The organism is Eggerthella sp. AM16-19, assembly GCF_003474385.1.
In the GTDB taxonomy this organism is placed as follows: domain Bacteria; phylum Actinomycetota; class Coriobacteriia; order Coriobacteriales; family Eggerthellaceae; genus Senegalimassilia.
This window is the reverse complement of sequence record NZ_QUCY01000016.1, coordinates 10,702-34,319: the sequence shown is the minus strand read 5'-3', so window position 1 is coordinate 34,319 and position 23,618 is coordinate 10,702. Positions and strand designations below refer to the sequence as shown.

Genomic DNA, 23,618 nt, shown 5'->3' with positions numbered 1-23,618 from the left:
GCCTTCCTACGACCCGAAAAACCATGATGGATCGAACCTCACCCCTGCCGCGAGCATGCGCAGCTTGATGCGCTGCGGCTGGACGCCGCATGCGCGCCAAGCTCCCGTGATGCGGCCGAACGCGTCCATGCCGCGCGGCTCGAACCGGAACAGCTCGGCGCGAGGGATGACCGTCGCGCCCTCGGGCATCTGGTCGACCGCCACGATGCTGGTAACGCGCCGCCCTCCGTCGCGCATGCGCTCCACATGGACGATCAAACCCCCCGCAAGCGACTCCGCGATCTGCTGCACGATGACGTCGCGACCCAAATCGGCGTTGGCGTAACCCACCATGGTGCGCAGACGGCTCAGCGCATTCCCCGGGTCGTTGGCATGCACGGTGGTCATCGAGCCGGGGTGGTCGGTCTGCATCGCCTGCAGCATCTCGTAAGCCTCCGCACCGCGGCATTCGCCCACGATGATGCGATCGGGGCGCCGGCGCAGCGAGAGCGCCACCAGCTCGCGCATGCCAACGGCCCCTTCGCCCTCGGTGTTCGCCTCGCGCGTCTGCATCCGCTCGACGTGCGCGGCACGCAACCGCAGCTCAGGCGTATCCTCGATGGTCAAGACGCGCTCGTCGTCGGGGATGAACCCGGAAAGCGCGCCGAGCATGGTCGTCTTTCCCGAGCCGGTGCCTCCGGATATGATCACGGGGCACCGGGCGCGCACCGCCGAACCCAAAAACTCCGCCATCACGGGGCTGAGGGCGCCTCGCGCCGTCAAATCCTCGATGCTCATGACGTCATCGCCGAACAGGCGAAGGTTGAGCGCGGGACCATCCGGGGCAAGCGGAGGCACGATGTAGGTTGCTCGCGCCTTGCCGCCCGGCAGCATGGCGCAGCCCATAGCATGCGCCTCGTCGCAGCGCATGCCCGCCTGCTCGGCGATCTTGTCGATGATGCGACGGAGATGGTCAGCATCGTCGAACCGAACGTACGGGCACGGCTCCAATCGCCCTGCGCGCTCCACGAACACATGCGGCTCCAAAAACCTTGCAACTCCGGCATCCATCGCCACGCCACCGCCGTTGACGATGATCTCGGTGATCCCAGGGTCCTCCAACAGCCCTTGCAAAGGGCCGTAGCGAAGGAAATCGTCTCCGACCGAACGGCATAAGCGAGCGACGTCGAGCTCTGCAAGGCCCAGATTCCACGCCCGCACGGCCTCTTGCACAAGCGACTGGATGGCCGATTCCACCTCCACGGGATCGAAATCACCCTGCAACCTCGTCGCAAGGCCTTCGCGAACCGCTCGCTTCAGGGCAAGCTCGGTCCCTCTATCCATCATGCTCGACCATACCTCCCGACAACATGCCGCCCGCAACGAGCTGGACGCTGATAGTGCCCGACGCTTGCGCGCGGCGGACGGCGTCCGCCTGCTCCGGCGTCAACTCCAACGTGATGGCGCTATACGCCGCGCCCTCGCCAGCGCCATCGCCGCCCACCGACATCACCCGCGCCGAAGCGCAAAGCTCGTCCAAGCTGACCGCGCCGCCGGCGGCATCGGTGACGCACACCACGCGAACCTCGTCGAACGGCTGGACCTGCCCGGCCACGCCCGTCTCGTCGTTGACCGACAGGGACACCGCCTCCATGCCCGCGGCAAGCTGCGCGGCCAACCTGCCATCCGCCGCGCTGCCGGCGATCATCTGAGGCGATAGCTGCGTGTTCGCCGGAATGGACACCAACGCCCGGGCGCCTGCCACACCGCCCGCGCCGTCAAGGGCGTCGGCGCCGAGCGCATCATCTTGGCGGAAGGCCTGGGGGATCTCCACAAGCTGCACCGCATCCGCGCCGAACGGATCGCCGGCGGCGACATCGCGCGTGGTGACGACCACGCTGCGAGCGCCCTTCGTCGCTTGATCGACCGCCGCATGGGACACCCCAGCCTGCCATAACCCGTACCCCACCGCCACGACCGCAACGGCCACCGCCGCCGCGGTCACCGCCGACATCTGTTTGAAACGCGCGGCTGCGGAATCCATCGAGCGGACGGCATCGTCGATCGGACGCTGCTCGCCCTCGTCCTGCCGCCCGGCCGTCCTTCCAGACGCCGCCCCCGAACGCCCGCCGGAGCGCAACCGCCCCGACAGCGTCTGCCGCGAGACGCGCCCCGTATTCCTTCCGACCGACATGATCATCCCCCTTTCGCTATCCACCTAAACGAGCCTGAGCCTCCTCGGCTATCTCCCGAGGGAACCCCTCAAGCGCGCTTATCGCCGAGAACCGACCCTGACCTGCACCGCAGCCATCGCCGAAACGGTACACGCCGCATATGCGGGCATCAGGCCGCCAAACTTGCTGCGCCGCGTACGGACGCGCGCTGAACACCCGGCTCGAAGAAACCTTCGCATCGGGGGCGGAGCTTACGGCAAACGGAAGGGCTTTCGCCTCCTCCACCTGCATGCCCACCACCCACATCCGCTCGCTTTCGGCGACTGCCCGAGCGGGCGCCTCGTAGAACCACACGCTCACTGCCCCTTCCACCCCTTGCGCCCTGACCTGATCCACGATCAGGTCAGCAAGAACGGCGCCTGCATCGTCGCCGTATTTCGCGGAGGCTGCTTGACCGGCATCCATGCACGCCGACCTGGCGGCATCCAAGGCCTGCTCCTGACGGGCCTTTGCGCCGTAGAGCACGGCGCAATCCGCCAAAAAGCCGAGCGTCATCACCAACACCAGGCACAACGCCACGGCAAGCGGCGCCACGTTCCCCCTCTCCCCTCGATATCGGCTCATGCGAGGCTCACCTCCGTCACCCGCTCGTCGACCACCGCGCACGCGACGTGACGCGACAGCCTTCCGCCATCGCGAAGCCCGGACAGCGAGATCGGCGCCTTATAGGACACGTCGTAGGAAACGGACGTGAGGGCCGTGCGGCTTGAGATGCCGCTTGCGGAAAACGCATCCTCGCGCGCGTTCGATTCCACCCGCACCCCCGACACCGTCAAATCGCTACGGCGCAGCTGCGCGGACTCATCAAGGATCTGCTCGGCGACGAACGACTCCTTATCCGATGCCGTCCTCAGGCCTGACACGTCGATGCGCATGCACGCCTGGGTAAGCTCGGAGGACAGCATGATGGCGGCCGCGTTCATCATGGCCATCTGCATGATGCCGAACGCCACGACGATGAGCAGCACCGCAGCGAAAGAGAACTGCACGCTTTCGCTCCCCCGTTCATCGAGGACCATGCCCCACCTCCGTATCCGCATCCACCGAAACCGTCCTGCTCGCCGCCGACGACAGCTGCAGCCCGTCGACCGCGCCCGCCGCGGAGAGCACCGCCTTGCCGACAGGCGTCAAGCATCGAGCGTTCACACGCACCCTCACGTCCACCTGCCGGTAAGCGAACACGACCGGCCGTCTTTCGAAGCGATCTGCCTGCGGATCGAACGTCTTGCGTTCGACCTCCTTCGTCCGCACGGGCGAGCAGTCGACCTCGATCGAGCAGGAAACGCCCTCGCCCGCAAGCCCGGGAGACTGCTCGAGCGCCGCCGAAAGAGCCGACGCCTCGTCCGGGCCCTTATCTCCTTGCGCGACGCGTTGAGCCGCATAGCGGCAGGCGGCCTGGGCCGCGACATCCGCTTCCATCCCCAGATACGCCGCCCTTCCGATATCCGCAATGGCGCACAGCAGGCCCATCAGCAAGGGCAGCGCCATCACAAACGTGACGGCGCTCGCCCCATCGATTCGCGCCCGGCTGCCGGCCAGGCGCGCAAGCGAAGCTACCTGCTTCCCACCGCGCCGCTCGTCACGCTCTTGAACATGTTCGTGACCGAGTTGCCGGCGGACGTGATCGCCGTGTTGACCTGCGTCTGCAAGATCATGAGCGCCGCCCCCAAGCCCACAGCGAAGCCAAGCGCGATGACCACCTGCACAATCTCCGATCCGCCGTCTTCTTCGCCGCGATACGCCAGAGCGCGAGCCTTGTCCGCAAAGCCCCTCAGGGCAACGCCGTTCATGTCCATACCCATATCCAAACCTTCCCATTCGCTGCCTTTTCCTTGTCATCGAATCGAACCGACGCCGAACCAGCCCAAAGGCACCACCTCCTTTCCAGATCCCGCCCTCATCCGAGCACCGTCGTCCCCACCGCCAGCCATATGGACAAAAACGGCGCCATGGGAATGCCGTCGCGACGTCCAAGCCGATGCATCAGCATCCCGACAATCGAGAACGTGCACGCCGACACATAGCAAGCCGCCGCGCCCAGAAGCGTCGCGGGACCGCACGCGAAAGCAAGCGCCGTCATACAACGGATATCGCCGAAGCCCACCGATCCACCGCTTTTTCGCGCAATGCGGTTCGCCGTCCAGCACACCGCCAGAACCGCTGCCGCGGCAACGGCGCCTTCCGCGATGCCGATGGACCCATGGCGAAGAAGTTGATAAGCGCCTCCTGCGACCAGCAACGCCGCACAGCACTCAAGCGGGATCATCCTTGCCCGCAGGTCGCACACCACCCCCGACGCCATGGCCACGCCGCATACGCAAAGCAAAGCACCTTGGTGCCACGGGACGCCGAACAGCGGCTGGGCCGCGAACCACAACGCCATGGCGGCGGCGAGCACCGCTCGCTGCCACGGCCGCGGGGAGAACGAACAGCGCCGTTGCTGCTGGACCTCGCTTCGCGTTGAGGCGCCCTTTCCAACATCGATGCCTGCCTCCCGAAGCGCTTCGGCGCGCTCGTGCGTGAGCGCCCCCTTCAAAGCCTGGGAGCGGCAATCCGCAAGCCAGATGCCCACGGCGCCTGCCGTCCCCTTCTCGTTTTGACGGGGAAGCCGGCCAGGACAGGCGTCGCGATAATGCGCAAAATCATCCAAACAGCGATACCACCAGGTATAAGAGCGCCAATATGCCCTGCTCAGCAGCATGTCGGCGATTCGAGGGATCGCGAACGCCCCCGCTACCGCCCCGACTGCCGCGCATAAGGTCAACACGGTCAGCGCATACCCCGTCATGCGCTGACCGCCTGCAATTCGGCAGCATGACGCGGATGGGTCGATCTTGCCTGCTCAGCCCCTTGCCCGGCCGATGCTCCTCGCTGCACATCGGCCGGGCGGGCGCCGACCGATCCCCGCATCGGCCTACCTCGACGTAACAGCTGGCAAGCGGTGGTCTGAGCCGCATCATCCTCCGCAGCCGCATGCGCCTCCGCGGCCCCTACCAGCTCGATGCGCACCACAATGTCCGCACCGCCGGCGGAAACGTTCACGTTCCTGGCGACGACGGGAGCGCTCCCGCAAGGCTCTCCATCCAGGCGCTGCTCGATTCCGGAAACGCCATCATCGGGCAGCGGCTGCTGCAGCTGCTCCGCTGAGCGCCCCTTCGCCGAAGCCGCCTGCCTCGCATCGGCCCAAGAAGCCGCGTTCGCACCAGAACTCGGCGCCTGAGCGCGCATCTGCGTCTCCTTGGACAGCGACCCGACGGCCTCTCCCTTATGCGCGTTGCCTGGCATCGGAGCAGCCGCCGGCTCTTTGCCGCTGAACCGATGCATGCAGCCGTAGCAGACCTCGGCATCGTCGAACGCCCTTGCGTGGCAAACCGGGCATACCCTCATTTCCCTGCACCATCCTTTCTCGTCATCTCCACATGCTCCCCCGCTGAAAACCAGGACGGGTCGTTAACGGAGAATCGCTCTAAAACGGCCACCGCTTTACGGCATCTGATACGCCTGCGCGGCCCGACGGCCCGATACGACTCCAGCACCTGCCCTTGCTCGTCCAGGAATGCGATGTCGATCAGTTCAGCCATGCCGAAGGTGTGAACGTCGTTGCACGGCGCCAGCAAGACGACGCCCTTCGAGCGCTTCGCCCCCAGCAAGCCGCGCACGCGCGCCCCGAAGCCGACCGCTAACCTCATCGGCGCATCCCTTCCCTTCACTAACGCACCTCCTTTTCGCATTCGGACCACTGCACGACCACGCTCGTCCCCTGCGGCATCTGCACACACTGCACAAACGCCCAACGACAAGCGCCGCAGTCTTTCGAGAACGTCGCGCATAAGCCCTGGCCTGCTGCCGTCGCCCTCCATCCGCCGCGCTCAAGCGCATCCTGCACCTCCCGCAGCGCATCGGGAGCGCTGCCCGCATGCTCGAATCCCACCAGGTGCGACCCGACATCGCAGCGCAGCCCGCGCTTGCCCGCCACCGAAAACAGCTCATCCCTGAACGTCTCGGGGACATCCGAGGGCAAGCAGGAAAAGCCGTCATCGACCCTCCCCATGACCGCATCGAAGCCTGCAAAGGAAGCCGACTCTGACGCCGTCCGCCATGCCGCCTGGGCTTGCGCGCCGCCGGCACCGGCAAGAAGCACGATCCCCGCGGCAACGATGAGCACCGCACGGACAGGCCGCGCCCGCGCACAACCGCCGCGCCCCGCGCGCGCCGACCGTCTTGGCGCCCAATCGCCGCCGCACGCCGCATACCCACGGCCGCCGCTCACAACAGCACCCCGGGCTTATAGCAATCCACCACCAGCTCCTCGGTATGCGACAGCTTCGGCAGCGCCACTCCCATCACCTCCGACTTCAACCCCAGACCGAACAACGTGGGCATGTACTCGAGCGTGGCCGAAAACGATGTATGCCCCGCTGAGACGCCATGCGCCGAAACGCTTACCGAGACGTTTTCCGCGTCCAACCGTTCATCGAGCGCCCGCTCGATGAACGCGCAGGTATCGCCCACGCCCTGCCCGTACGCCGGCGAAGCGGCATAGACCCGGACCAAATCGCGGAAATCGTCATCGAACGCCGCGCACCAGCCGAAAAACGCCAGGGCGTTGACCGAGATGGCCGCCACCGCCAAAAGCACGGGCAGCGCCGCCACGAACTCCACCGTCATCTGCCCCGACGACCTGCCGACGGCGCATATCCGATCGACCATCAATCCCATTGCCTCGATCCCGTCACGCTCGCATACACGGACAGAAGCTTGTCGGCCGCAGCCCCGATGGCATCCGAGGCGAACCCTTTCACCGCCGGGGGCAGCGCCACCGTTACGGGCACCTGGGCGCCGCCTATGCTGATGGTCGCCACTTCCATCGAATCGCCCCAGGCGTCGAAGCGCTGCAGCACGTCCCTGCGAACAGCGCCCACCACCGACGAGAACACGTCGTTGGACATGAGCGGATGCTCGACCGCCTGCCGCTTCACCTCGAGCAAGCGAGCGCAAAACGCGCTATCGCCGGCCTGCGCGACATGCGCCGTGTTCACCGTCGCCGGGCGCAGCGCATCCAGGTTCGCCGGCTGAAGCCCTACAGTACGAAACGCATCCGAAAGCGCATCGGCGGCCCAATCCCCTAATCCGGAGGCGCTTACCAGGGGCAAGCCCCCCACACCCTCGCGCACAGCCGCATCCAACGCCGACTGCCCATCGGCATAGGCGCTCAACGCCCCCGACCAAACGCCCGCTGCAGCGCCCAACACGCCCGCAAGCGCCGAATCCGATGCCAGGCCGTCGGCCAAAGAGGCGATGACGCTTCGCCCTTCGCCGGACGGATCGGCCACCAGCGTCGCCGCCGATATCGCCACACGGCACCCCAGCTGGCCGCTGGCCTGCACGAACGCGGATTCGAACCCCTTGTCGGGGGCATCGGGGCCCGTATTCACCGCAAGGCAAACCACCCCCTTGCCCCCGGGCGGGTCCGCATCGATGCGGAACGCCCCCACGCTCGAACACGCATCGCGCAGCTGGTCGAGCAGCTTGGTCACGCGGCTTTTCGCCTCCCGCTTCGCCGGGGCGCCCTCCTCAAGGGCCTTTTGGTACTCCTCGGCGGCAAGCGCCACCTGCTCGTAGTGATGCTCGAAGCCGTTTCCTATCGACGTGGAGGCTGCCGCCACCTTGCCCAGGCTTGCCGCCGTGAAGCCGCATTCCGAGCACGTCTCCCATGCGCCCGCTTCCATATCGCGAAGGGAGGCCCGCGACGTGGACCCCGCCGCCTTCGGGCAACCGTCCCACGCGTGCAAGGTCGGGGAGGCGCCCGTCACGCTGACCGGGTACACCGCCTGCGCGAACAGCTCGGTCTCCCGCATCTGCGCGGTGTTGGCGGGAAGATGAGGGAACAAGGCCTCGAACGAATCGCCCTCCCGAACGTATCCACGCGCCACCTCCTTCGCGGCATAGGTGTAAAAGCGCTTGCGCAGCGCCGATTGGGCCTGGGCCTGAACGCTGCCGTCATCGGGGCGTTCGACCGCCAAGCGCGCCGGGTAATACGCCTGTGCCCTGCGAAGCGCCACGGAAAACGACCAGGCGTCCGCGCTTGAGAACACCGGATTTTGCGCGCCCGTCATATGCGCCAGGGTTTCGGCGCGCTCGGCCATGCACCAACCGGGACGGGCACCGCAGTCGTGATCGAACGCTCGCTGCTTGGCGTCTTGGGCCCGCAAGGCCGCCTCCTCGGCCCGCCGTGCCAGCTCCTTGACCTCCTCAGCCTGGCCGATCGCATCTTCTCGAGCCTGCTTGGCGCGCGCGTCTTCCTGCGGCACCCGGATATCCTCGGCGGAATCGGGGACCAGCAGGGCAAGCGCCGTGTAGTCGGACCCGTTCGAGCCGTTCCCCTGCGCAACCGATGCCGCGCTGGCCGCCGCCAAAAACGGGAGAGCCTTCTGAACGCGCGTCAAGCCCTCGGAAGCGGTCTTCGAGAACGAATCTCGGGCATCGGCCACGCGCGCACCGGCTTCGAGCAGCTTGGCGCCCACGCCCTGCCCGCCGGGAACGCAACATGCGACGATCCCCAAACCTGTGGACGTCAAGCTGGTCAGCGACAAGGACAGGGCCACGGAATCGCACACGCGCACCGCCACCATGAACTCCGCGACCACGTTGCCCGCCGCAAGCGCACCGGCATCTGCCACCGACTGCACACGCGATGACACGGATTGGATTCGGTACACCTGAGCCGACGAGAAGATCATCGACAACGCCAGCAGAAGCGACACCACCATGCCGACCGTGGTCATCCCGTCCTCGTCCCGCAGGGAAAACGCCTGCGCCATTCTGCGCGGCACGCTCATAGCCAAGCTCCTATCCAAGCCTCAGGGTCAAGCCCCTGCGGGCTGCCCGCAACCCACTCGGGCTGCGTCGCCCGCTCGCAACGGACCTTCACCGTCAACAGCCCATCGCCGTCCGTCATACCGAGCAGCACGGCGCCCGCGCCCAAAAACGGCAGCGGCTTGACCTTGCCGACAACCTCCACGCTCACCTTCTCGGAACGCTCGTCCCCTTGCACGGACACCTTCCAGCTGCAACCTCCCTCGTGCACGTGAAAGCAGGGGACGGGCGGGATGGCGCCCAGCCTATGGCGGACAAACGCCTCCACGGCCTGCGACGAATCACCTACGGCATCGGTCTTGACGGCGGCAAGCCTGCACGCATCGCTTGCCGCCGCCTGCATGACTATCCGGTCGTACAGGACCATGCCGGGCTGCACGGACAGCAACAGCACCGTGAACAGGACCGGGATGAGGAACGCAGCCTCCACGGTCGCCTGCCCGCGCTCGCCTGCGTGCAAAACGCCCAATCCCTCACCTCCTTGCGAATCCGAAAGCTAGTACAGCACCGTGTCCGCCAGCGCCCCAGGCAACGAGCCCGTCACGCAATGGGAGGCGCACGACAGCGCATGCTCCACGAACGTGCCCGCCGAAACGCTGCGCCAAAGCGCGCCCATCCCAAGCACGACCGACAGAAACGCCACGGCGACCAGCGCGAACTCGACCGTCGCCTGACCCGCGCAATCGCGCGCCGCGATCCGCCTACAGGCTGTTGATGCCGTCGGCGATCGCATCCCACAGCTCCTGCAGCTTCGGCCGGAAAACCGTTATCGCAATGATGGCTATCACCACCAGCACGCCGACCAAGATCGCGTATTCGGTCGTTCCCTGCCCGTCCTCGCCGTGCCGAAGGCGGGCCACCTTGCACGCGGCCTTCGCCAGCGCTCGCCGATATGCATCCATAACCGCTCGAATCATGCCTACATCCCTTCCATAAGCTCCAACAACACGGGCCCGAGCACCAAGAGCAGCATGGCGGGAAGGATCAGCGTCCCCGTGGGGATCATCATCTTCACAGGCGCCTTGGCGACCCGCTCCTCCACCTGCGCCTTTCGCGCCGCACGCGCCTGTTCCGCCGCCTGCTCCAGAACCTCGCCAAGCGAGGTGCCGAACCGCAGCGAGCGGATGATGGCCGACACCGTGCGCGAGAACAGCGGGTTATCGTACCCTTGCGCCAAAGCGCGCAAAGCGTCTTGACGGGTCGCAAGCCCCGCTTCCCACGACCTTTGCGCCACGGCGCACTCGCGCGCCAGCCCATCATCGAAATGCCCCGTGTACAGCTGCAGGCTGCGATCGAACGAGAGCCCGCTGCGCACGCCGAGCGCCACCACTTCCAACATCTCCGACATGCTGCGCTCCAGCGCCTGAGCGCGCTGACGCCGGGCCCCGCGCACCGCACGTCCCGGCGCGGTCGCGCCTGCGATACCGCCCGTCACGCAACCAACTACCGCAAGCTCGTTCGATGCCGCGCAGCCCAACAACGCTCCCGCCGCCGCACCCGCCGCAGCAAGGCGCACCGCTCCCTCGCAACACGCCTGGGCCGACACCGTCCCGCCAAGACCGGCCTTGCCCACCTGCTCCTCGAAGCGCGCATGCGCACCGCGCAATGCGCCGACAGGCAGCACCGAGCGAGTGGCCCGCAATGCCAATCGTCTGCTCAAACCCTCCAGATACGAAAGACATGCGCTCGCCTGCACACCGCCTTTCGCCCGCCCGTCATCAGGCGCGCGGGCCCTTGCCGCGCGGGCTCGGCGAATCGATTGCGCGCCCGTCCAGCCAATGCACGCACCCGACGCCGCGCCTAGAACGGCCGCGATCGCAGGCAGCGCCATCGCATACACCATCACGACACCTCCACGTTCAACATGCGGCGCACCGTGAGCACGCCCGCAACCTCCATCGCGCACGCCAATCCCAACAGGCCCAACCCCAGCGGGCTTTGCAGGAACGGGTCCAAAAACCCTTTGCTCACCAGCGAGAACACGGCGACCAAAGCGAACGGCATCACCGTGACCACGCGCGCCGACAGCCGCGCCTGAGCCGTCTGCACCCGCAACGCACGGCGCAGGGCCAGCTCCCCTTCGACCGTCTCGCGCGCCGCCTCGAGCACCGGACGCATGCTGCCGCCCGCTTGGTGCTGCACGTCGAGCGCCACCGCCACGAAGGCAAGCTCCGACCTTTTCCCGCCCGCGCGCAGCGCCCTTAAGGCCTCGCTCGAGCCATGGCCCGTCTCGAGCAGATGGGCGCAAGCCGCGAACCTCTTCCCCAGCGGCCCCTTTATCTCGCCCGCCAGCTGCTGAAACGTCTGCAGCAGCGAAAAGCCCGCCTGAAAGCACGAACCCATGGCATGAAGCGCATCGGGCACCGCCTCGCGCAACGCCTCCTCCTGGCGATCGCGCCACCCGTGGACGCGCGCCACCGCCACGGCGCAAGCCAGAACCGCCACGGCGACGCCGGCAAACGGCGAGGCGGATACCAGCCCCACGCAAGCTGCCAGCGCCGCTGCCGCCGCAACGGCAAGCGAGCACAGGCTCCGCGGCGTGCAAACCACCCCATGGCCCTGCAACGCCGCCTGGGCATCGCCCGCAAGAGCGGCTACCTTGGGCACGGAAAGCAGGCGACGCGCAGCTCCATCGGCGCAGCGCACGCCGTTGCGCGCAAGATGCCGCCCGATCCCGCCTTCGCCAGCTCTCCGACGCCTGGTGCGCCGCAGCACGGCCTGCGCGCAAAGCGCACCACCGGCAAATGCGGCTATAGCTGCTACCGTCCCGAACACGCCAGATGCTTCCATTCCAATACCTCCTCCCCATCAAGCCCGATGGTTTCAGGCAGGTCGTCCACCCAATCGGGCAGGGCCTGCCACGACCCCGCTTCTTCGGGAGAACGCCGCTCGAACAACGTCCTCACGCTGCAGGCCCGCGCCCTTTGGTCGTACACAAGCTCCGACACATGGGTCACGCACCGCCTGCCGCTGAGCGCCCGCGACGTCTGCACCACCACATCGAACGCGCTTGCCGCATTCGCCTCGATCACGTCCACGGGCAGATCGACGCCGTAGCGGACCATGGTCACCACGCGGGAAAGCACGTCGCGCGGGGAGTTGGCATGCAGCGTGGTGAGAGACCCGTCGTGCCCGGTGTTCATGGCGGTGAGCATGTCCACCGCCTCCGCGCCGCGGCACTCGCCTACCACGATGCGGTCAGGGCGCATGCGCAACGCATTGATCACCAGCTCGCGGATGGTCACCTCGCCCGCCCCCTCGGCGTTGCGCGGGCGCGCCTCCAGGCGCACCACGTGGGGATGCTCGAGAAAGCGCAGCTCGGCCGTATCCTCAATGGTCACGATGCGCTCACCTGCGGGAATACAGCATGACAGCGCATTGAGCAACGTGGTCTTGCCGCTGCCCGTACCGCCCGCCACCACCACGTTCTTGCGCGCAAGCACCGCCCATTCCAGAAAGCGCCGCAAATGCCCGTCGATCGAGCCGAAACGCTCCATCTCCTGCAGCGTTATCACGCGCTGGGTGAACTTACGGATGGTGACGATGGGCCCGTCGGGCGCGAGCGGCGGGATGACCACGTGCACGCGATGGCCTTCGGGCATGCGGGCGTTCACCATAGGCGACGACTCGTCCACGCGCCTGCCGAGCGGCCCGAGCACGCGATCGATAAGCGCCCGAAGCTGAGCTTGGCTCGAAAACGCCCGGTCGCTGCGCACAAGGCGCCCCTGCCGCTCGAAGAACACGTCGCCGGGGCCGTTCACCATGATCTCGGTGATAGTCGGATCGGCCAGCAACGGCTGCAAGGGTCCGAAGCCGAACACCTCGTCGATCAGCTGCTCGGACAGCCTGGATCGGCGCAAGGCGTCGGCCCCCTGCCACACGGGCAGCGCGAACGCCTGGCGGCACGCCCCTAAAAGCTCGCTTCGCGCCCGCGCCGGCTCGAAGGCCATCAACGCCGCAATATCGTCCACCGACACGAACAGGCGCACATCCTCTTTCAGGCGCGCAAGCGTCGCCGTGGGCGCATGACCCTCGCCGCCGCCCGCACCCAACGCCTGCGCACGCTCGGCCAGCGTCATGATCAGGCCTTCTTACGTTTGCGCGAGCGCTTTCCGCGAAGGAAGGGCATGCCCGACCCCTCGCGCGAAGACCCCACCGCAGCCGATACGCCAGGCAATATCTCGACCATAAGCTCCTCGATGCCCTCGAACAGGTCGTTGCGCGAATCGATCAGTTCGCCCACCAGCCCCGCCGCCAGAAGTTCCTCCACATCGGCGCCGCCATCGGGCAGCTCATGCACGTGAGCCCCTTTCAGCGCGCACGACACGTCCATCGACGACAATGGCGCCCCCTTGCCGCAGCCGTTCAGCGTGAACAGGAACGGATTGACGGCTATGCCGCAACGAGCGCACAGGTCGAGAGCGCGCTGCGCCGCATGCACCGAGGTGGCTCGCTGATCGACCAAGAACAGCGCCTTCGAGCTGCGCTCCAACAGCACCGCATGCTGCTCGGCCCACGCGCCGCCCGTGTTCGCCACGATCACGTCGAAGCGCTCTCGCACGGCATCCAGAAGCGCCGACGCCTGCGCCACCACCGCCTCGGCGGCATCCACGTGCTCCGGAGCGGCCAGCAGCGCAGGAGCCTTCCCCTCGCAGGAAAGCTGGGCCAGGTGCTCGGGCCGGGCAAGCACCTCGTCAATGCGCAGGGGCTTTTTCACGCCCATGAGCTGCGCCATGTCGCCGAACTGCAGATCGAAATCGAGCAGCAGCGTACGCAGGCCCAGCCCCTGGGCCGCATGCGCCGCAAGCAACGCGACCGCGCTTTTGCCCGCGCCCCCGCTGCCGCTCACCACCGGCAGCAAAAAGCCCTTCGCCGTAGGGTGCTGCAGGTTCGCCGCCGAAGCCGAGGAGCTTCCGGAAGCCCCCAGCCCCGATGCAGTCCCATAGGGGGAAGCGGTTGCGGCGATAGCCTTCGTCGCCGACGGGGCGGCAAGGCCCGTCTGGACGCTCACCGGCGTATACGATCCTCCCAGCTGGACCCCCGCAGACGAAGCCATCGCCGCCGCGGGTGCCGCCGCGCCCCCAAGCACCCCCGAAAAGCCGGCCGCAGGCATCGCGACCGTTCCATACGGGGAAGCGGCCGAAGGCGCGTCGCCGAACGCCGCCTGCTGCGGCGCGACCGCCTCCCCCGCAGGCGCGCAGCCGGCCCCAGGGCCGATCCCCGCCTGCAGTTCGACCGCCCGCATGGCCGCCTGCTTGCACTGCGCGTACCGCTCGACGAAGGCCTGCCTGGTCAACGACGCATCCACGCCCGCCGCGGTGGTCCTGGACCGCAGCGACCCCGATTCCTGCGCCGTCAGCATGCACACGCGCCTATCGGCGCGATCACGCTTCAACGCCGCCGCAAGGTTGATGGGCGCCACGTCCGCGCAGGAGACCACCCACACCTCCTGCACGCTCGTCGCATCGCGCAACGCCATACGTGCCGCTTCGGCGGACGTGAACGGCATGAGCCACTGCTGCGCAAGCAGGTTCTCCCCTTCAAGGCCCAACAGCTCCGGATGCCGGAAGCATTCCTCATCGGCGCACAGCGCCACTAACGGCATGGACATCCCTTCTCCTTCCGCTTGCTTTAAAACCGCTCTCACCTCGCATCCGCGCCGGGCAAGGTCAGGTACAGCTCGGTTTTTTGAGCCGCCGACACAAGCTCCTCCACCTGGTTCGGGTCGATGGCGAGCGTCACCCACGTCACCTTCGAGGCCGACCCCGACGCCTGCCGATCGTCCGTTCCGCCGCTGGTGGCCAGCACGCCCACGCCCCGCGCCAACGCTTGGGTGGCCGCGCTTCCCGTGGCATACACGTCCACCGATGAGCCCGTCGATACCGCGCCGCCCACCGCCTGCACGTCCTTGGCCGGCACGCTGATCGCAACCTTGCCGTCGGGCACGTCTATGGCCGCCGATGCCGCGCCGAACCTTCTTGCGGAAAGGACCTCTCCGGAAAGCACCGTGGAAGACGCCTTCGACCCCACAACCTCCGATGTTTGCCGCACCGCCTCGGGCGGCAAGAGATCGGCAACCCACAAACGCGTCTCAATAGCCCCTGAATCTACCGTTTCACCTGCGGCTATGTCGCGCTTCGCCACGCAAACCTCAACCTGATCGCCGCCGTAACGGGCCAAGGCGTCGGCCCGGGCGCGCTCCGCCTCGCCGCGCACCGACTGGGTATATCCGAGCACGCACAACGCGCACAGCACGCCGCATATCGCACCCGCCGCAGCGGTCTTGTTCCGTCTCATGCGCACCTCCTTCGCTTCGCAGCATCCAGTATGGGAGCGCCATCTTGCGAAACCCTTGCCGACAACGCCGCTTCTTGTCGTCAAAACCTTGCATGCCCGTCCGATCCAAGACCATGCGGAATCCTCTTGCCCACCCTCAAACGCTTGCAGAAGAAACCGAACCCGATAACGGCCGAACCCGCACCGTGAGGCCTTGCAGCAGACGGCCTTCCTGCACATTCGCGAACCCGCGCAGCGACGCTGGCCATATGGCTTAACGAGATGCCCCCAAACGCAAAAACCCGCCGACGCGGAAGACAAACTCGAGCAAGCCCAGCGGCGTCGACGGGTTGTGCAGTATTTGCGAAAGCGGGTTTCTTATGCGACAATAAGCGTCACCCATTCGGGAACATCAACCGGCCGGTTGGCGCAGCGGGAGCGCAGGTGCCTTACAAGCACAAGGTCACAGGTTCAAATCCTGTACCGGCCACCATTAAAATCGCAGGTCAGACATTTTTTGTCTGACCTTTTCTTTTTCCAGGGCAATCAGGGCAAGCAAGTGCCCGACAAACTCGCGGCAATCGACCACGCAAGGTTTCCGCCCATACATCGCGCCCATAAAAATGGACGCCGGCTTACGCCGACGCCCGAAAACCAGCGCGCTTTCACGCTAAAAGCCCGACTGAGCAGCACCGGGAAACGGACGCGCCTTCCGCTTTACGGACCCAGGACGCACCGGTGCCCGGGCGAGAATCCGCCCTACGCGCCACAAGCCCGATCCCTTCACGCAAACCAAAAAGGCCGCCGGCTCAGCCGACGGCCCTCAAGCTATGCGATTCCCATGTGGCGACCCGGAAAACCCCGAACGGATACGTCGAGACCTGCAGGGCCGACGCGCTGCGCTTTATTCCCCTTACGCGCCCTTCACGGCCCCGAGCATCTCGCGCGCATGGGCAAGCGATGCCTCCGTGGCGTCGCCGGAGAGCATACGGGCGATCTCGGCGGGCCGCTCGTCGGCGGACAACTGCCGCAGGCAGGTCTGGGGCATCCCGTCGTCGCCGGCTATCTTGGTGACCGCATAGTGCACATCGCCACGCACGGCAACTTGAGCCAAGTGCGTCACCACGATGACCTGATGGCTGCGGGCAAGGTCTGCCAGGACCTCGGCCAACGCCACGGCCACGGAGCCGCCTACGCCGGCATCCACCTCGTCGAACACCAATGTATCAACGCTATCGGCCTGCCCGAGCACCACCTTTATGGCCAGCATGACGCGGCTGACCTCGCCGCCTGAGGCTATGCGGGCGAGCGGGCGGGCTTGCATGCCGGCGCCGGGCTGGAACATGAACTCCACCTCCGACGCACCGGAGCGGGTCCACGACGCACGCGGCAGCGCACGCTGCTCGCACACGAGCTGCGCCGTGCCCATCTCCAGTCGCTGCATCTGCGCCGACACCGCCTGGGAGAACCTTGGCGCAGCTTCGCCGCGCGCATCATCGAGGGTTCGCGCCGCCGCCGCCAATGCCCGTTCGGCAGCATCGACCGCCCGCTGCGCGACACGTTCGCGCTCCTCGGCATCGTCCACCAACGACACCAGGTCGGCCGCCTCGTCGCGCGCTGCGAGCACATCGGTCATACGCGGCCCGTACGCGCGCATGAGCCCCTGCAAGGCCGCCATGCGCTCTTGCCCTCGCTCCAGTTCCTCAGGGTCGAATTCCACCCCATCGCGATAGTCCCGGGCCGTGCGCGAAACATCCTCCAGCACATACCCCGCCTCGCGCAGGGATTCCGCAAGCTTGCCGAGCTCAGAATCGTAGCGGGATCCCTCGTCCAAGGCCGCCGCGGCGCTGCCCAGCAAATCGATGGCGCCCTCGTCGCCCCCGAGCGCCTGATGCGCGCGATACGCCGACGTCGCAAGCGTTTCAGCGTGCTCGGCTCGGGCAAGCTTGGCCGAAAGCTCCTCGTATTCGCCCTCGCGCGGGTCCACAGCATCGATGCGCTGCAGCACGAAGCGCGCCTCATCGAGCTTCGCCGACGAGGCGGCTCCGGCATCGCGAACCCGGGCAAGCTCCGCCGCCGCCCGCGACGCCTCGGCGAACGCCCCCCGATACGCGCAAAGCGCCTCGGCCACGTCCTGCCCGGCCCATGCGTCGAGCATCCCCACGTGCGCCGCCGGCTTCAAAAGCTGCTGCTGATCGTGCTGGCCGCACAAATCGATGGAAGGCGACACCGTGCCCGCCAGCTCCCGCACGCTTGCCATGCGGCCGTCAAGCGTGACGCGAGAGCGCCCATCGGCGCCCACGCGGCGCACGGCCACCAGCTCATCTTCGTCTTCACGCGGCTCACCGCCATCCGAGGACGCGCGGGAAAGCCCGAAGAAACGCCCGCTGACCTCCAAGCCATCCTGGCCATCCCGCACGGAATCCTTGTCCGCGCGGGAGCCCATGAGCAGCTTGAGCGCCGACAGCAACGCCGTTTTGCCGGCGCCCGTCTCGCCCGTGAGCACGGTCAGGCCCTGCGCGGGGACAAGGGAGGCCTGCTTTATCAGCGCCAGGTTCTTAACTTGCATCTCGTCGATCATGGCGGTTCCTTCTGCGTGCGGATCATGCGGCCGCAACACGTACGGCTGTTCTATATGGCACAGTATACCAGCCTTGCCGCGCAACAAGCGCGCACGTGGAGGCTTTTCGGGGCATCCGACATAAGTCGGCAGGAAACCTCCCCATGTCCCCGAAACCTTGCACACCCATCCCCCCTAAAGGGCGAACTTGCTCCTCAAGCTTGCAGACGCGTCCTGCTCGCCGCCCTTGTCGGCTTGCGCACCGCTGCGATGCCGCCGCTCCATAAGGAATGCCACGCAGTCCATTCGGTTGCCCTGGCGCAGCAGCTCGATCTGCGCGTCGAAGCGTTTATCTTCCATAAGCCCTAGATCGGCCAGCTGACGCACCATCTCCAGGCTGCCCTCTCGGGCGATGCGCACAAGCGCCTCGCGACCCGCGGCGCGCACTTCGTCGGCGAAGGCGGCCTGCATCTGCGCATCCAGCCCCACGGGCCGCTCCAGGCGATGCAGCAGCGCCCCTAAACGGTCCGGCACGTTCTTTCCCGACCTGAGCACCTCGTCGTAGCGAGGCAGGTCGAACGGGTCGCACCCGGGCTCGGCGTCAAGGGTGAAGCAGCTCAGCAGCTGGTCGGCGGGCACATGCACCGCCACGCCCGACCACGCCAGCCGGCACACGGAGAACTCGAAGCTGCCCTCGCCCACCGACCGAAGCGACTTCGGCAGGGCCACGGGCCCTTCGAGCGTACGCGAGCAAAAGCTGTGTGCGCCCACGCGCTCAAGGCCCTCGGGAAGCACCAGGCGCTTCGTTCCACGACACGCGTTGCCGTCTCCCACTTCGCGAACCGTTGCGGGGATGATCAGGGTCTTCGGCGCATACGGCAACGCGCTCGGGGCGATGCGCGCAAGCTCCGCGCCCCGCACCTGGGCAGGCAAAGCAAGCGTTTCGGCGACCTGGGGCTGCGTGAGCACCGCCGCCGACGGCCCCTGACCGACCGGTCCCAACCTGCCGCCCGACACGAGCCCGCCGCAATCGTTGGCCTCGGCGCGCGCCGCCGCCTGCTTCGCATCCACGGCAACGCCCTCGTCGCTGGCTGCAGCAGCGCGCGCACGCGCCGCCACGCTGGCGAAGCGCTTCGATGCGGACTTCGGAGGCTGCGGGCCCGCCACCAGCAGTGCCGCGCCGTCGCGGCAGTCGAACCAGCAGCCGCCCGCCTCGATGGCGTCGGGGCCGCACACGCGCACGCCTCGGCGGCGCAGGCGGCGCGCGCCGTCGCACCCGGCCGGGCACATCCACAGCGCGGCATCCCATTGCTTTGCCCTGACATGCTGCAAACACGCCGGCGCCGACACCACATGCGGCGGCTCGCAACCCTGCGCGAACGCCGTCTCGCCGACCACCTCCACGCCGTCGGGAAGGGCATAGCGCTCCTCATAGGGCGGGGCGCAGAACAAAAGCATCTTCCCATCAGCGGAAAGCAGGCTGCCGTCCTGTGCTTGATAATGCTCGTTCTCCCCGCTCACCGAATAGGTGCGGCGCTCGAGCGGCGGCGTGACGCCGGAAAGGTCGCAGGCCTGGGCACCGCCGGCGCGCACGCCCGCCCCCAGATGGATATGGCGTCCGGGCAAGGCCGAGAAGGCGCCGGCGCCGATGCGCTGCACCGTGTCGGGCACCACCAGCACGTCGACGCCCACGCCGCGCACCAAGCGACGTGCGAACGCACCGGGCGCGATGCGCACCACGGGAACGCCGTCCACGAACGAAGGGAGCACCACGGCAAGTCCCGATTGCACTCCGGCAGCTTGCGCAAGCGCGCGCAGATCGAAGCCGACCAGGGCATAGCCCGCCTCCTCGCGCTGAACCGACACTGCCGGCGCGTCCTGCTCGTCGGGCACGTCCACGGCCGCGGAGCCGCCCACGCCCTCTTGCCGGGCCGCCATGGCAAGCAAGCGCGCGCGGGCGTCGTCGTCCACGCCCATGCCAAGCGACCCCGCCGCCAGCAGATCGCCGTCGGCATCGCCGTCCACCTGCCCGGCGCGCGCGGAGCCGCCTTCCCATGATTGATACGGCAGCAGCTGCGGCGACCACACCTCGCCCGCCTGCGAACGCCCCGGGCTCACCTCTCGCACCTGATCGGCTGCAAGGCTCACCGGCGCCGCAAGGGCTCGCGCCACCACCTCCTGCGCTTTCGCGCCCTGCGTTGCGAACACCATCTCCTCAGCCGCTGCCATCGAAGCACCTCCCGTATCTAGGCCCTGTGTTTACCCGCTTTGCCGCCCATGCTACACTGCGCGAAGCGACGAAATCAAGCGACGGGAGGCCCTCAATGGCACATAACGCCTCAGGTCGGCTTGCCCAGCAAGCCCTTGAGCTCACCCGCAACAAGCTGCTGGTCAGCCTGCGCTTCATGAACGCCGCGTTCGCTCATCTCAAACTGCTGGCGCAACCCGGGCAGACCATCGCCACCGATGGCACGTACTTGCGCTACAGCCCAGCCGACGTGGCGCGCACCGTCGCGTCAAGCCCGGAGGAGCTTGCGCGCACGTACCTGCACATCATGCTGCACGACGTGTTTCTGCACCCCTTCCCCAACCCGAACATGGACGCCGCGCGCTGGGATGCCGCATGCGACATAGCCGTCGAAGCGGTCATCACCCAGCTGGCATTGCCCGCCACGGCAAGCCCGCGCGCCGCGCGTCAAACGGCAGCGCTCGCGCAGCTTCAGGCAGAATGTCCGCAGCTCACGGCCGAGGCGCTATACCGCTACTTCGCCGACAAGAGGTTAAGCGACCAGGAACTCGCGCAGCTTGCCGCGCCCTTCTTCGCCGACGACCACGAACCCTGGCACCGCATGGCGGCCAAGGAGGCGGCACGCCGTCAGGCCCAAACGGGCGAGAAGCAGGAAAACGCCGCCGATTCCCCCGCCCCCGCCGCCGGCGAGGCGGGCAAGAACGGCACGGACATGCCCATGCCCGACGAGGCGCGCAAGGCCAAACCCAACCACAAGGCCCACCGCGGCCTGTCGCTCGACGACATCACCGAGAAAGAGGCGCCCGAGCAGGCGCGCGGCGTGCAAGCCAACCGCTTCGCCGACACCGTCAACCTCGACCGCTCGCGTGACCAGTGGAAGAACGCGGCGCTGGAAATGGGCGTGCAGCTTGACTCCTATATCAAGCTCTGGGGCGTGGAAGGGTCGAACCTTTCCATGAATCTGCGCTCGGTCACGCGCCGCCAGCAGGACTTCACCGCTTTCTTGCGCAAGTTCGCGCGCATGGGCGAGCATGTACGCGTCAACGACGATGAGTTCGACTACGTCTATTATTGTTACGGCCTTTCGCGCTATGGCAACCTGCCGTTGATCGAGCCTTTGGAATACGTCGAGGAGCGGCGCATCCGCGATTTCGTCATAGCCATCGACACTTCCGCGTCCACCAAAGACGGGCTGGTCAGGCGTTTTCTTGAGCGCACATATTCCATCCTGTCCAACGAGACGGGTTTTTTCACCCGCATGAACGTGCATCTGGTGCAATGCGACGCCGCCGTCACGGCCGTGGACTGCATCCACAGCTTGGACGAGCTGGACGATTTCCTGGACAACGTGCAGGTCCAAGGCCTGGGCGGCACCGATTTCCGACCCGTGTTCGCCTATGTCGAAGATGCGCTTGAACGAGGCGAGTTCCAAAACCTCGGCGGCCTTCTCTACTTCACCGACGGCCAAGGCACCTACCCCGCCCACAAGCCGTCCTTCGATACCGCCTTCGTGTTCCCCGACGCCGAGACCGCCGACGCAAGCGCGCCGGTGCCGCCCTGGGCCATGAAGGCCGTCCTCGACGAAACGTTTACCGAGCAGGCCGGCGACCTGGCCTAGCACCACCCCATCGAGCAAGGAGCAGCCATGGATATCCAACAGGCGAAGCAGCAGATCAAGTACACCATGCAGGCGTATTTCGCTAAAGACGAGTTCGGCGGTTACGCCCTGCCGCCGCAGCGCCAGCGCCCCATCTTCCTGCTGGGCGCGCCCGGCATCGGCAAAACCGCCATCGTCGAGCAGATCGCCCAAGAGCTTGAGGTGGGCTTCGTTTCCTACTCCATGACCCATCACACGCGCCAAAGCGCGTTGGGCCTGCCGTTCATCGCCCAGAAGGAATACGGCGGGAAAACCTACGACGTGTCCGAATACACCATGAGCGAGATCATCGCCGCGGTCTACGACGCCATCGAGCAGACGGGGCATCGCGAGGGCATCCTGTTCCTTGACGAGATCAACTGCGTATCGGAAACGCTCACGCCGGCCATGCTGCAGTTCCTGCAGTACAAGGTGTTCGGCCGCCACAAGGTCCCCGAGGGCTGGATCGTGGTGACGGCGGGCAACCCGCCCGAATACAACCGCACGGCGCGCGACTTCGACCTGGCAACGTGGGACCGCTTGAAGCGCCTTGACGTGGAACCCGACTTCCAGGCATGGCGCGATTATGCGCTCGGCCACGGCGTGCATCCGGCGGTCATCACCTACCTTGACGTCGAACAGGACCACTTCTACCACCTGGAGACCACGCCCGACGGCAAGGAATTCGTCACGGCCCGCGGCTGGGACGACCTGTCGAGCGCCATCAGGCTCTACGAGGCGCAGGACCTGCCCGTCGATGAGGTGCTCATCGGCCAATACGTGCAGGCGCCCCAGATCGCCAAGCGTTTCGCCGTGTACTACGACCTGTTCACGAAGTATCGCGCCGACTACCAGGTGGACCGCGTGCTTGCAGGCACGGCCGGCCCCGAAGTGGTCGAGCGCGCCCAGGCCGCGCCCTTCGACGAGCGCGTGTCGGTAGTGGGCCTGCTCTCCGACGCGCTTGCGGGCGTGCTGCGCGAGGCGATGCTCGAGGAGGGCGCCGTGGAGTTCGCGCACCCGCGCCTGGCGGCCATGCGCGACAAGCTTGAGGCAGCGGGCGCAACCGATGCTACCGAGGAGGTGCGCACGCAGGAGGCCGAAGTGCGCCGCCTGCTGCGCACCGACCGTGCAAGCGGGCTTCTGTCCGAGCAGAAGTATCGCTCCTACGAGCGCACCATCGACATGTTACAGCAAGCGCAGCACCTGGGAGCGCAAAGCGGGTCGCTTACGTTCGACCAGGTCAAAGAAGCGTTCTCGAAGATGCTCGGCGGGCTTGAGAGCCGCGTTGAGCAGGGCGAGCAGGCCCTTGACCGCGCATTGGCGTTCGCCGAGCAGGCGTTTGGCGAAGGTCAGGAGATGCTGCTGCTCATCACCGACCTCTCCGCGAACCGCTACAGCATGGCGTTCATCAACGCACACGGAAGCGAGCGCTTCTTCAAGCACAACAGCGCGCTTCTGTTCGGCGATCGCGGCGCCGACCTGGCGGCCCGCATCAAGCAAACCGCGCTCGACGAGGAATAGCGCCAACAATGGCGACGGGCTGCAAACGTTACATCGCAGCCTGTCGCCGTATCCCCCGATCGGATGCTGATAGCCAGCGGGCGCCGAGCGCTCATCGAGCCAACGTCGGCGAAGCCTTAGCTCGATGCGTTTTCCCACTAGCTATCAACAACCCGGGCGATAGCCGCGACATAACGGAAAGCCTCCGTTCGCGATGAAGTGCGATTGCCAACACGGCTCAAACCGCTCTTTTTTGCGCATACGCATAAAAAGAAACGGGCATCGCCAAACGAAAACGACGGGCTGCAG

General features: G+C 66.8%; 24 protein-coding genes and 1 tRNA gene. 3 read left to right on the top strand and 22 right to left on the bottom strand.

What is annotated here, in order from left to right; all coding sequences use genetic code 11:
- Window positions 1–6: 6 nt before the first annotated feature.
- The 20 genes from DW178_RS07370 to cpaB (DW178_RS07280) all read right to left on the bottom strand — a co-directional run bounded on the left by DW178_RS07370 (window position 7) and on the right by cpaB (DW178_RS07280) (window position 15,386).
- Window positions 7–1,326 carry a TadA family conjugal transfer-associated ATPase gene (locus DW178_RS07370; RefSeq protein ID WP_286168581.1) on the bottom strand — a complete coding sequence of 440 codons (1,320 nt, stop codon included), beginning with the start codon at window positions 1,324–1,326 and terminating at the stop codon, window positions 7–9.
- The gene (gene cpaB, locus DW178_RS07365; protein ID WP_158574105.1) at window positions 1,316–2,173 is read right to left on the bottom strand and encodes a Flp pilus assembly protein CpaB; all 858 of its coding nucleotides are present in this window, start codon (window positions 2,171–2,173) and stop codon (window positions 1,316–1,318) included. Before cpaB (DW178_RS07365) ends, DW178_RS07370 begins: the two co-directional genes overlap by 11 nt.
- Window positions 2,174–2,189: 16 nt before the next feature.
- Window positions 2,190–2,777 carry a hypothetical protein gene (locus DW178_RS07360; protein ID WP_118350356.1) on the bottom strand — a complete coding sequence of 196 codons (588 nt, stop codon included), beginning with the start codon at window positions 2,775–2,777 and terminating at the stop codon, window positions 2,190–2,192.
- A complete protein-coding gene (locus tag DW178_RS07355) occupies window positions 2,774–3,202 on the bottom strand; it encodes a hypothetical protein (protein WP_147363828.1) in 429 nt (142 codons plus the stop codon). The genes DW178_RS07360 and DW178_RS07355 overlap by 4 nt, the downstream gene beginning before the upstream one ends.
- Before the next feature lie 16 nt (window positions 3,203–3,218).
- Window positions 3,219–3,731 (bottom strand): TadE family protein, encoded by a 513-nt coding sequence (locus DW178_RS07350; protein ID WP_286168591.1) that lies wholly within the window; start codon window positions 3,729–3,731, stop codon window positions 3,219–3,221.
- A 35-nt stretch (window positions 3,732–3,766) separates the two neighbouring features.
- The gene (locus DW178_RS07345) at window positions 3,767–4,015 is read right to left on the bottom strand and encodes a hypothetical protein (RefSeq protein ID WP_042434856.1); all 249 of its coding nucleotides are present in this window, start codon (window positions 4,013–4,015) and stop codon (window positions 3,767–3,769) included.
- 95 nt (window positions 4,016–4,110) lie between these two features.
- A complete protein-coding gene (locus tag DW178_RS07340) occupies window positions 4,111–4,785 on the bottom strand; it encodes a prepilin peptidase (protein WP_158574103.1) in 675 nt (224 codons plus the stop codon).
- Between the two features lie 212 nt (window positions 4,786–4,997).
- Window positions 4,998–5,600, bottom strand: a complete 603-nt coding sequence (locus DW178_RS07335; RefSeq protein ID WP_118350352.1) for a hypothetical protein — start codon at window positions 5,598–5,600, stop codon at window positions 4,998–5,000.
- A complete protein-coding gene (locus tag DW178_RS07330; RefSeq protein ID WP_158574101.1) occupies window positions 5,597–5,923 on the bottom strand; it encodes a DUF192 domain-containing protein in 327 nt (108 codons plus the stop codon). The genes DW178_RS07335 and DW178_RS07330 overlap by 4 nt, the downstream gene beginning before the upstream one ends.
- On the bottom strand, window positions 5,923–6,483 hold the full coding sequence (locus DW178_RS11280; protein ID WP_158574099.1) for a hypothetical protein: 561 nt from the start codon (window positions 6,481–6,483) through the stop codon (window positions 5,923–5,925). The genes DW178_RS07330 and DW178_RS11280 overlap by 1 nt, the downstream gene beginning before the upstream one ends.
- Window positions 6,480–6,932, bottom strand: coding sequence for a hypothetical protein (locus DW178_RS07325; protein ID WP_286168578.1), 453 nt, complete (start codon window positions 6,930–6,932; stop codon window positions 6,480–6,482). Before DW178_RS07325 ends, DW178_RS11280 begins: the two co-directional genes overlap by 4 nt.
- Entirely contained in the window at window positions 6,923–9,052 is a 2,130-nt protein-coding gene (locus DW178_RS07320; RefSeq protein WP_286168577.1) for a molybdenum cofactor biosynthesis enzyme, read from the bottom strand. The genes DW178_RS07325 and DW178_RS07320 overlap by 10 nt, the downstream gene beginning before the upstream one ends.
- A complete protein-coding gene (locus DW178_RS07315; RefSeq protein ID WP_286168576.1) occupies window positions 9,049–9,558 on the bottom strand; it encodes a TadE/TadG family type IV pilus assembly protein in 510 nt (169 codons plus the stop codon). Before DW178_RS07315 ends, DW178_RS07320 begins: the two co-directional genes overlap by 4 nt.
- Before the next feature lie 27 nt (window positions 9,559–9,585).
- Window positions 9,586–9,822 carry a TadE/TadG family type IV pilus assembly protein gene (locus DW178_RS07310; RefSeq protein WP_042434871.1) on the bottom strand — a complete coding sequence of 79 codons (237 nt, stop codon included), beginning with the start codon at window positions 9,820–9,822 and terminating at the stop codon, window positions 9,586–9,588.
- Window positions 9,791–10,006, bottom strand: coding sequence for a Flp family type IVb pilin (locus DW178_RS07305; protein WP_258795714.1), 216 nt, complete (start codon window positions 10,004–10,006; stop codon window positions 9,791–9,793). The genes DW178_RS07310 and DW178_RS07305 overlap by 32 nt, the downstream gene beginning before the upstream one ends.
- A 2-nt stretch (window positions 10,007–10,008) precedes the next feature.
- Window positions 10,009–10,920 carry a type II secretion system F family protein gene (locus DW178_RS07300; RefSeq protein ID WP_286168575.1) on the bottom strand — a complete coding sequence of 304 codons (912 nt, stop codon included), beginning with the start codon at window positions 10,918–10,920 and terminating at the stop codon, window positions 10,009–10,011.
- Window positions 10,921–10,931: 11 nt separating this feature from the next.
- Window positions 10,932–11,879: a type II secretion system F family protein gene (locus DW178_RS07295; RefSeq protein ID WP_118350349.1), complete on the bottom strand. Its 948-nt coding sequence runs from the start codon at window positions 11,877–11,879 to the stop codon at window positions 10,932–10,934.
- Complete coding sequence (locus DW178_RS07290) at window positions 11,849–13,168, bottom strand: TadA family conjugal transfer-associated ATPase (protein ID WP_118350348.1); 1,320 nt, start codon at window positions 13,166–13,168, stop codon at window positions 11,849–11,851. The genes DW178_RS07295 and DW178_RS07290 overlap by 31 nt, the downstream gene beginning before the upstream one ends.
- 2 nt (window positions 13,169–13,170) lie before the next feature.
- Complete coding sequence (locus tag DW178_RS07285; protein ID WP_286168574.1) at window positions 13,171–14,700, bottom strand: CpaE/TadZ family protein; 1,530 nt, start codon at window positions 14,698–14,700, stop codon at window positions 13,171–13,173.
- A gap of 32 nt (window positions 14,701–14,732) precedes the next feature.
- Window positions 14,733–15,386 (bottom strand): Flp pilus assembly protein CpaB, encoded by a 654-nt coding sequence (gene cpaB / locus DW178_RS07280; protein ID WP_118350347.1) that lies wholly within the window; start codon window positions 15,384–15,386, stop codon window positions 14,733–14,735.
- A 397-nt stretch (window positions 15,387–15,783) separates the two neighbouring features.
- Between cpaB (DW178_RS07280) and DW178_RS07275 the strand changes: the two genes are divergently transcribed.
- Window positions 15,784–15,858: transfer RNA gene (locus tag DW178_RS07275), tRNA-Val, on the top strand.
- Between the two features lie 420 nt (window positions 15,859–16,278).
- Here DW178_RS07275 and recN read toward each other — a convergent pair.
- Both recN and DW178_RS07265 read right to left on the bottom strand, forming a co-directional pair.
- A complete protein-coding gene (gene recN, locus DW178_RS07270) occupies window positions 16,279–17,946 on the bottom strand; it encodes a DNA repair protein RecN (RefSeq protein WP_118350346.1) in 1,668 nt (555 codons plus the stop codon).
- A 174-nt stretch (window positions 17,947–18,120) separates the two neighbouring features.
- Window positions 18,121–20,154 carry a hypothetical protein gene (locus DW178_RS07265; RefSeq protein ID WP_199669265.1) on the bottom strand — a complete coding sequence of 678 codons (2,034 nt, stop codon included), beginning with the start codon at window positions 20,152–20,154 and terminating at the stop codon, window positions 18,121–18,123.
- Between the two features lie 95 nt (window positions 20,155–20,249).
- Between DW178_RS07265 and DW178_RS07260 the strand changes: the two genes are divergently transcribed.
- Together DW178_RS07260 and DW178_RS07255 are read left to right on the top strand one after the other, a co-directional pair.
- Window positions 20,250–21,791, top strand: coding sequence for a vWA domain-containing protein (locus tag DW178_RS07260; RefSeq protein ID WP_118350345.1), 1,542 nt, complete (start codon window positions 20,250–20,252; stop codon window positions 21,789–21,791).
- 27 nt (window positions 21,792–21,818) lie between these two features.
- The gene (locus DW178_RS07255) at window positions 21,819–23,330 is read left to right on the top strand and encodes an ATP-binding protein (RefSeq protein ID WP_118350344.1); all 1,512 of its coding nucleotides are present in this window, start codon (window positions 21,819–21,821) and stop codon (window positions 23,328–23,330) included.
- The last annotated feature ends 288 nt before the right edge of the window (window positions 23,331–23,618 follow it).

What these genes read in the sequence shown, in the direction of transcription:
- DW178_RS07325 (WP_286168578.1), bottom strand. Translation starts at nt 6,932, where the DNA reads ATGGGATTGATGGTCGATCGGATATGCGCCGTCGGCAGGTCGTCGGGG.
- DW178_RS07295 (WP_118350349.1), bottom strand. Translation starts at nt 11,879, where the DNA reads ATGGAAGCATCTGGCGTGTTCGGGACGGTAGCAGCTATAGCCGCATTT.
- DW178_RS07265 (WP_199669265.1), bottom strand. Translation starts at nt 20,154, where the DNA reads ATGGCAGCGGCTGAGGAGATGGTGTTCGCAACGCAGGGCGCGAAAGCG.
- DW178_RS07305 (WP_258795714.1), bottom strand. Translation starts at nt 10,006, where the DNA reads ATGATTCGAGCGGTTATGGATGCATATCGGCGAGCGCTGGCGAAGGCC.
- cpaB (WP_118350347.1), bottom strand. Translation starts at nt 15,386, where the DNA reads ATGAGACGGAACAAGACCGCTGCGGCGGGTGCGATATGCGGCGTGCTG.
- DW178_RS07255 (WP_118350344.1), top strand. Translation starts at nt 21,819, where the DNA reads ATGGATATCCAACAGGCGAAGCAGCAGATCAAGTACACCATGCAGGCG.
- DW178_RS07335 (WP_118350352.1), bottom strand. Translation starts at nt 5,600, where the DNA reads ATGAGGGTATGCCCGGTTTGCCACGCAAGGGCGTTCGACGATGCCGAG.
- DW178_RS07285 (WP_286168574.1), bottom strand. Translation starts at nt 14,700, where the DNA reads ATGTCCATGCCGTTAGTGGCGCTGTGCGCCGATGAGGAATGCTTCCGG.
- DW178_RS07310 (WP_042434871.1), bottom strand. Translation starts at nt 9,822, where the DNA reads ATGCGATCGCCGACGGCATCAACAGCCTGTAGGCGGATCGCGGCGCGC.
- cpaB (WP_158574105.1), bottom strand. Translation starts at nt 2,173, where the DNA reads ATGTCGGTCGGAAGGAATACGGGGCGCGTCTCGCGGCAGACGCTGTCG.
- DW178_RS07320 (WP_286168577.1), bottom strand. Translation starts at nt 9,052, where the DNA reads ATGAGCGTGCCGCGCAGAATGGCGCAGGCGTTTTCCCTGCGGGACGAG.
- recN (WP_118350346.1), bottom strand. Translation starts at nt 17,946, where the DNA reads ATGATCGACGAGATGCAAGTTAAGAACCTGGCGCTGATAAAGCAGGCC.
- DW178_RS07300 (WP_286168575.1), bottom strand. Translation starts at nt 10,920, where the DNA reads ATGGCGCTGCCTGCGATCGCGGCCGTTCTAGGCGCGGCGTCGGGTGCG.
- DW178_RS07345 (WP_042434856.1), bottom strand. Translation starts at nt 4,015, where the DNA reads ATGGGTATGGACATGAACGGCGTTGCCCTGAGGGGCTTTGCGGACAAG.
- DW178_RS07260 (WP_118350345.1), top strand. Translation starts at nt 20,250, where the DNA reads ATGGCACATAACGCCTCAGGTCGGCTTGCCCAGCAAGCCCTTGAGCTC.
- DW178_RS07360 (WP_118350356.1), bottom strand. Translation starts at nt 2,777, where the DNA reads ATGAGCCGATATCGAGGGGAGAGGGGGAACGTGGCGCCGCTTGCCGTG.
- DW178_RS07370 (WP_286168581.1), bottom strand. Translation starts at nt 1,326, where the DNA reads ATGATGGATAGAGGGACCGAGCTTGCCCTGAAGCGAGCGGTTCGCGAA.
- DW178_RS07290 (WP_118350348.1), bottom strand. Translation starts at nt 13,168, where the DNA reads ATGACGCTGGCCGAGCGTGCGCAGGCGTTGGGTGCGGGCGGCGGCGAG.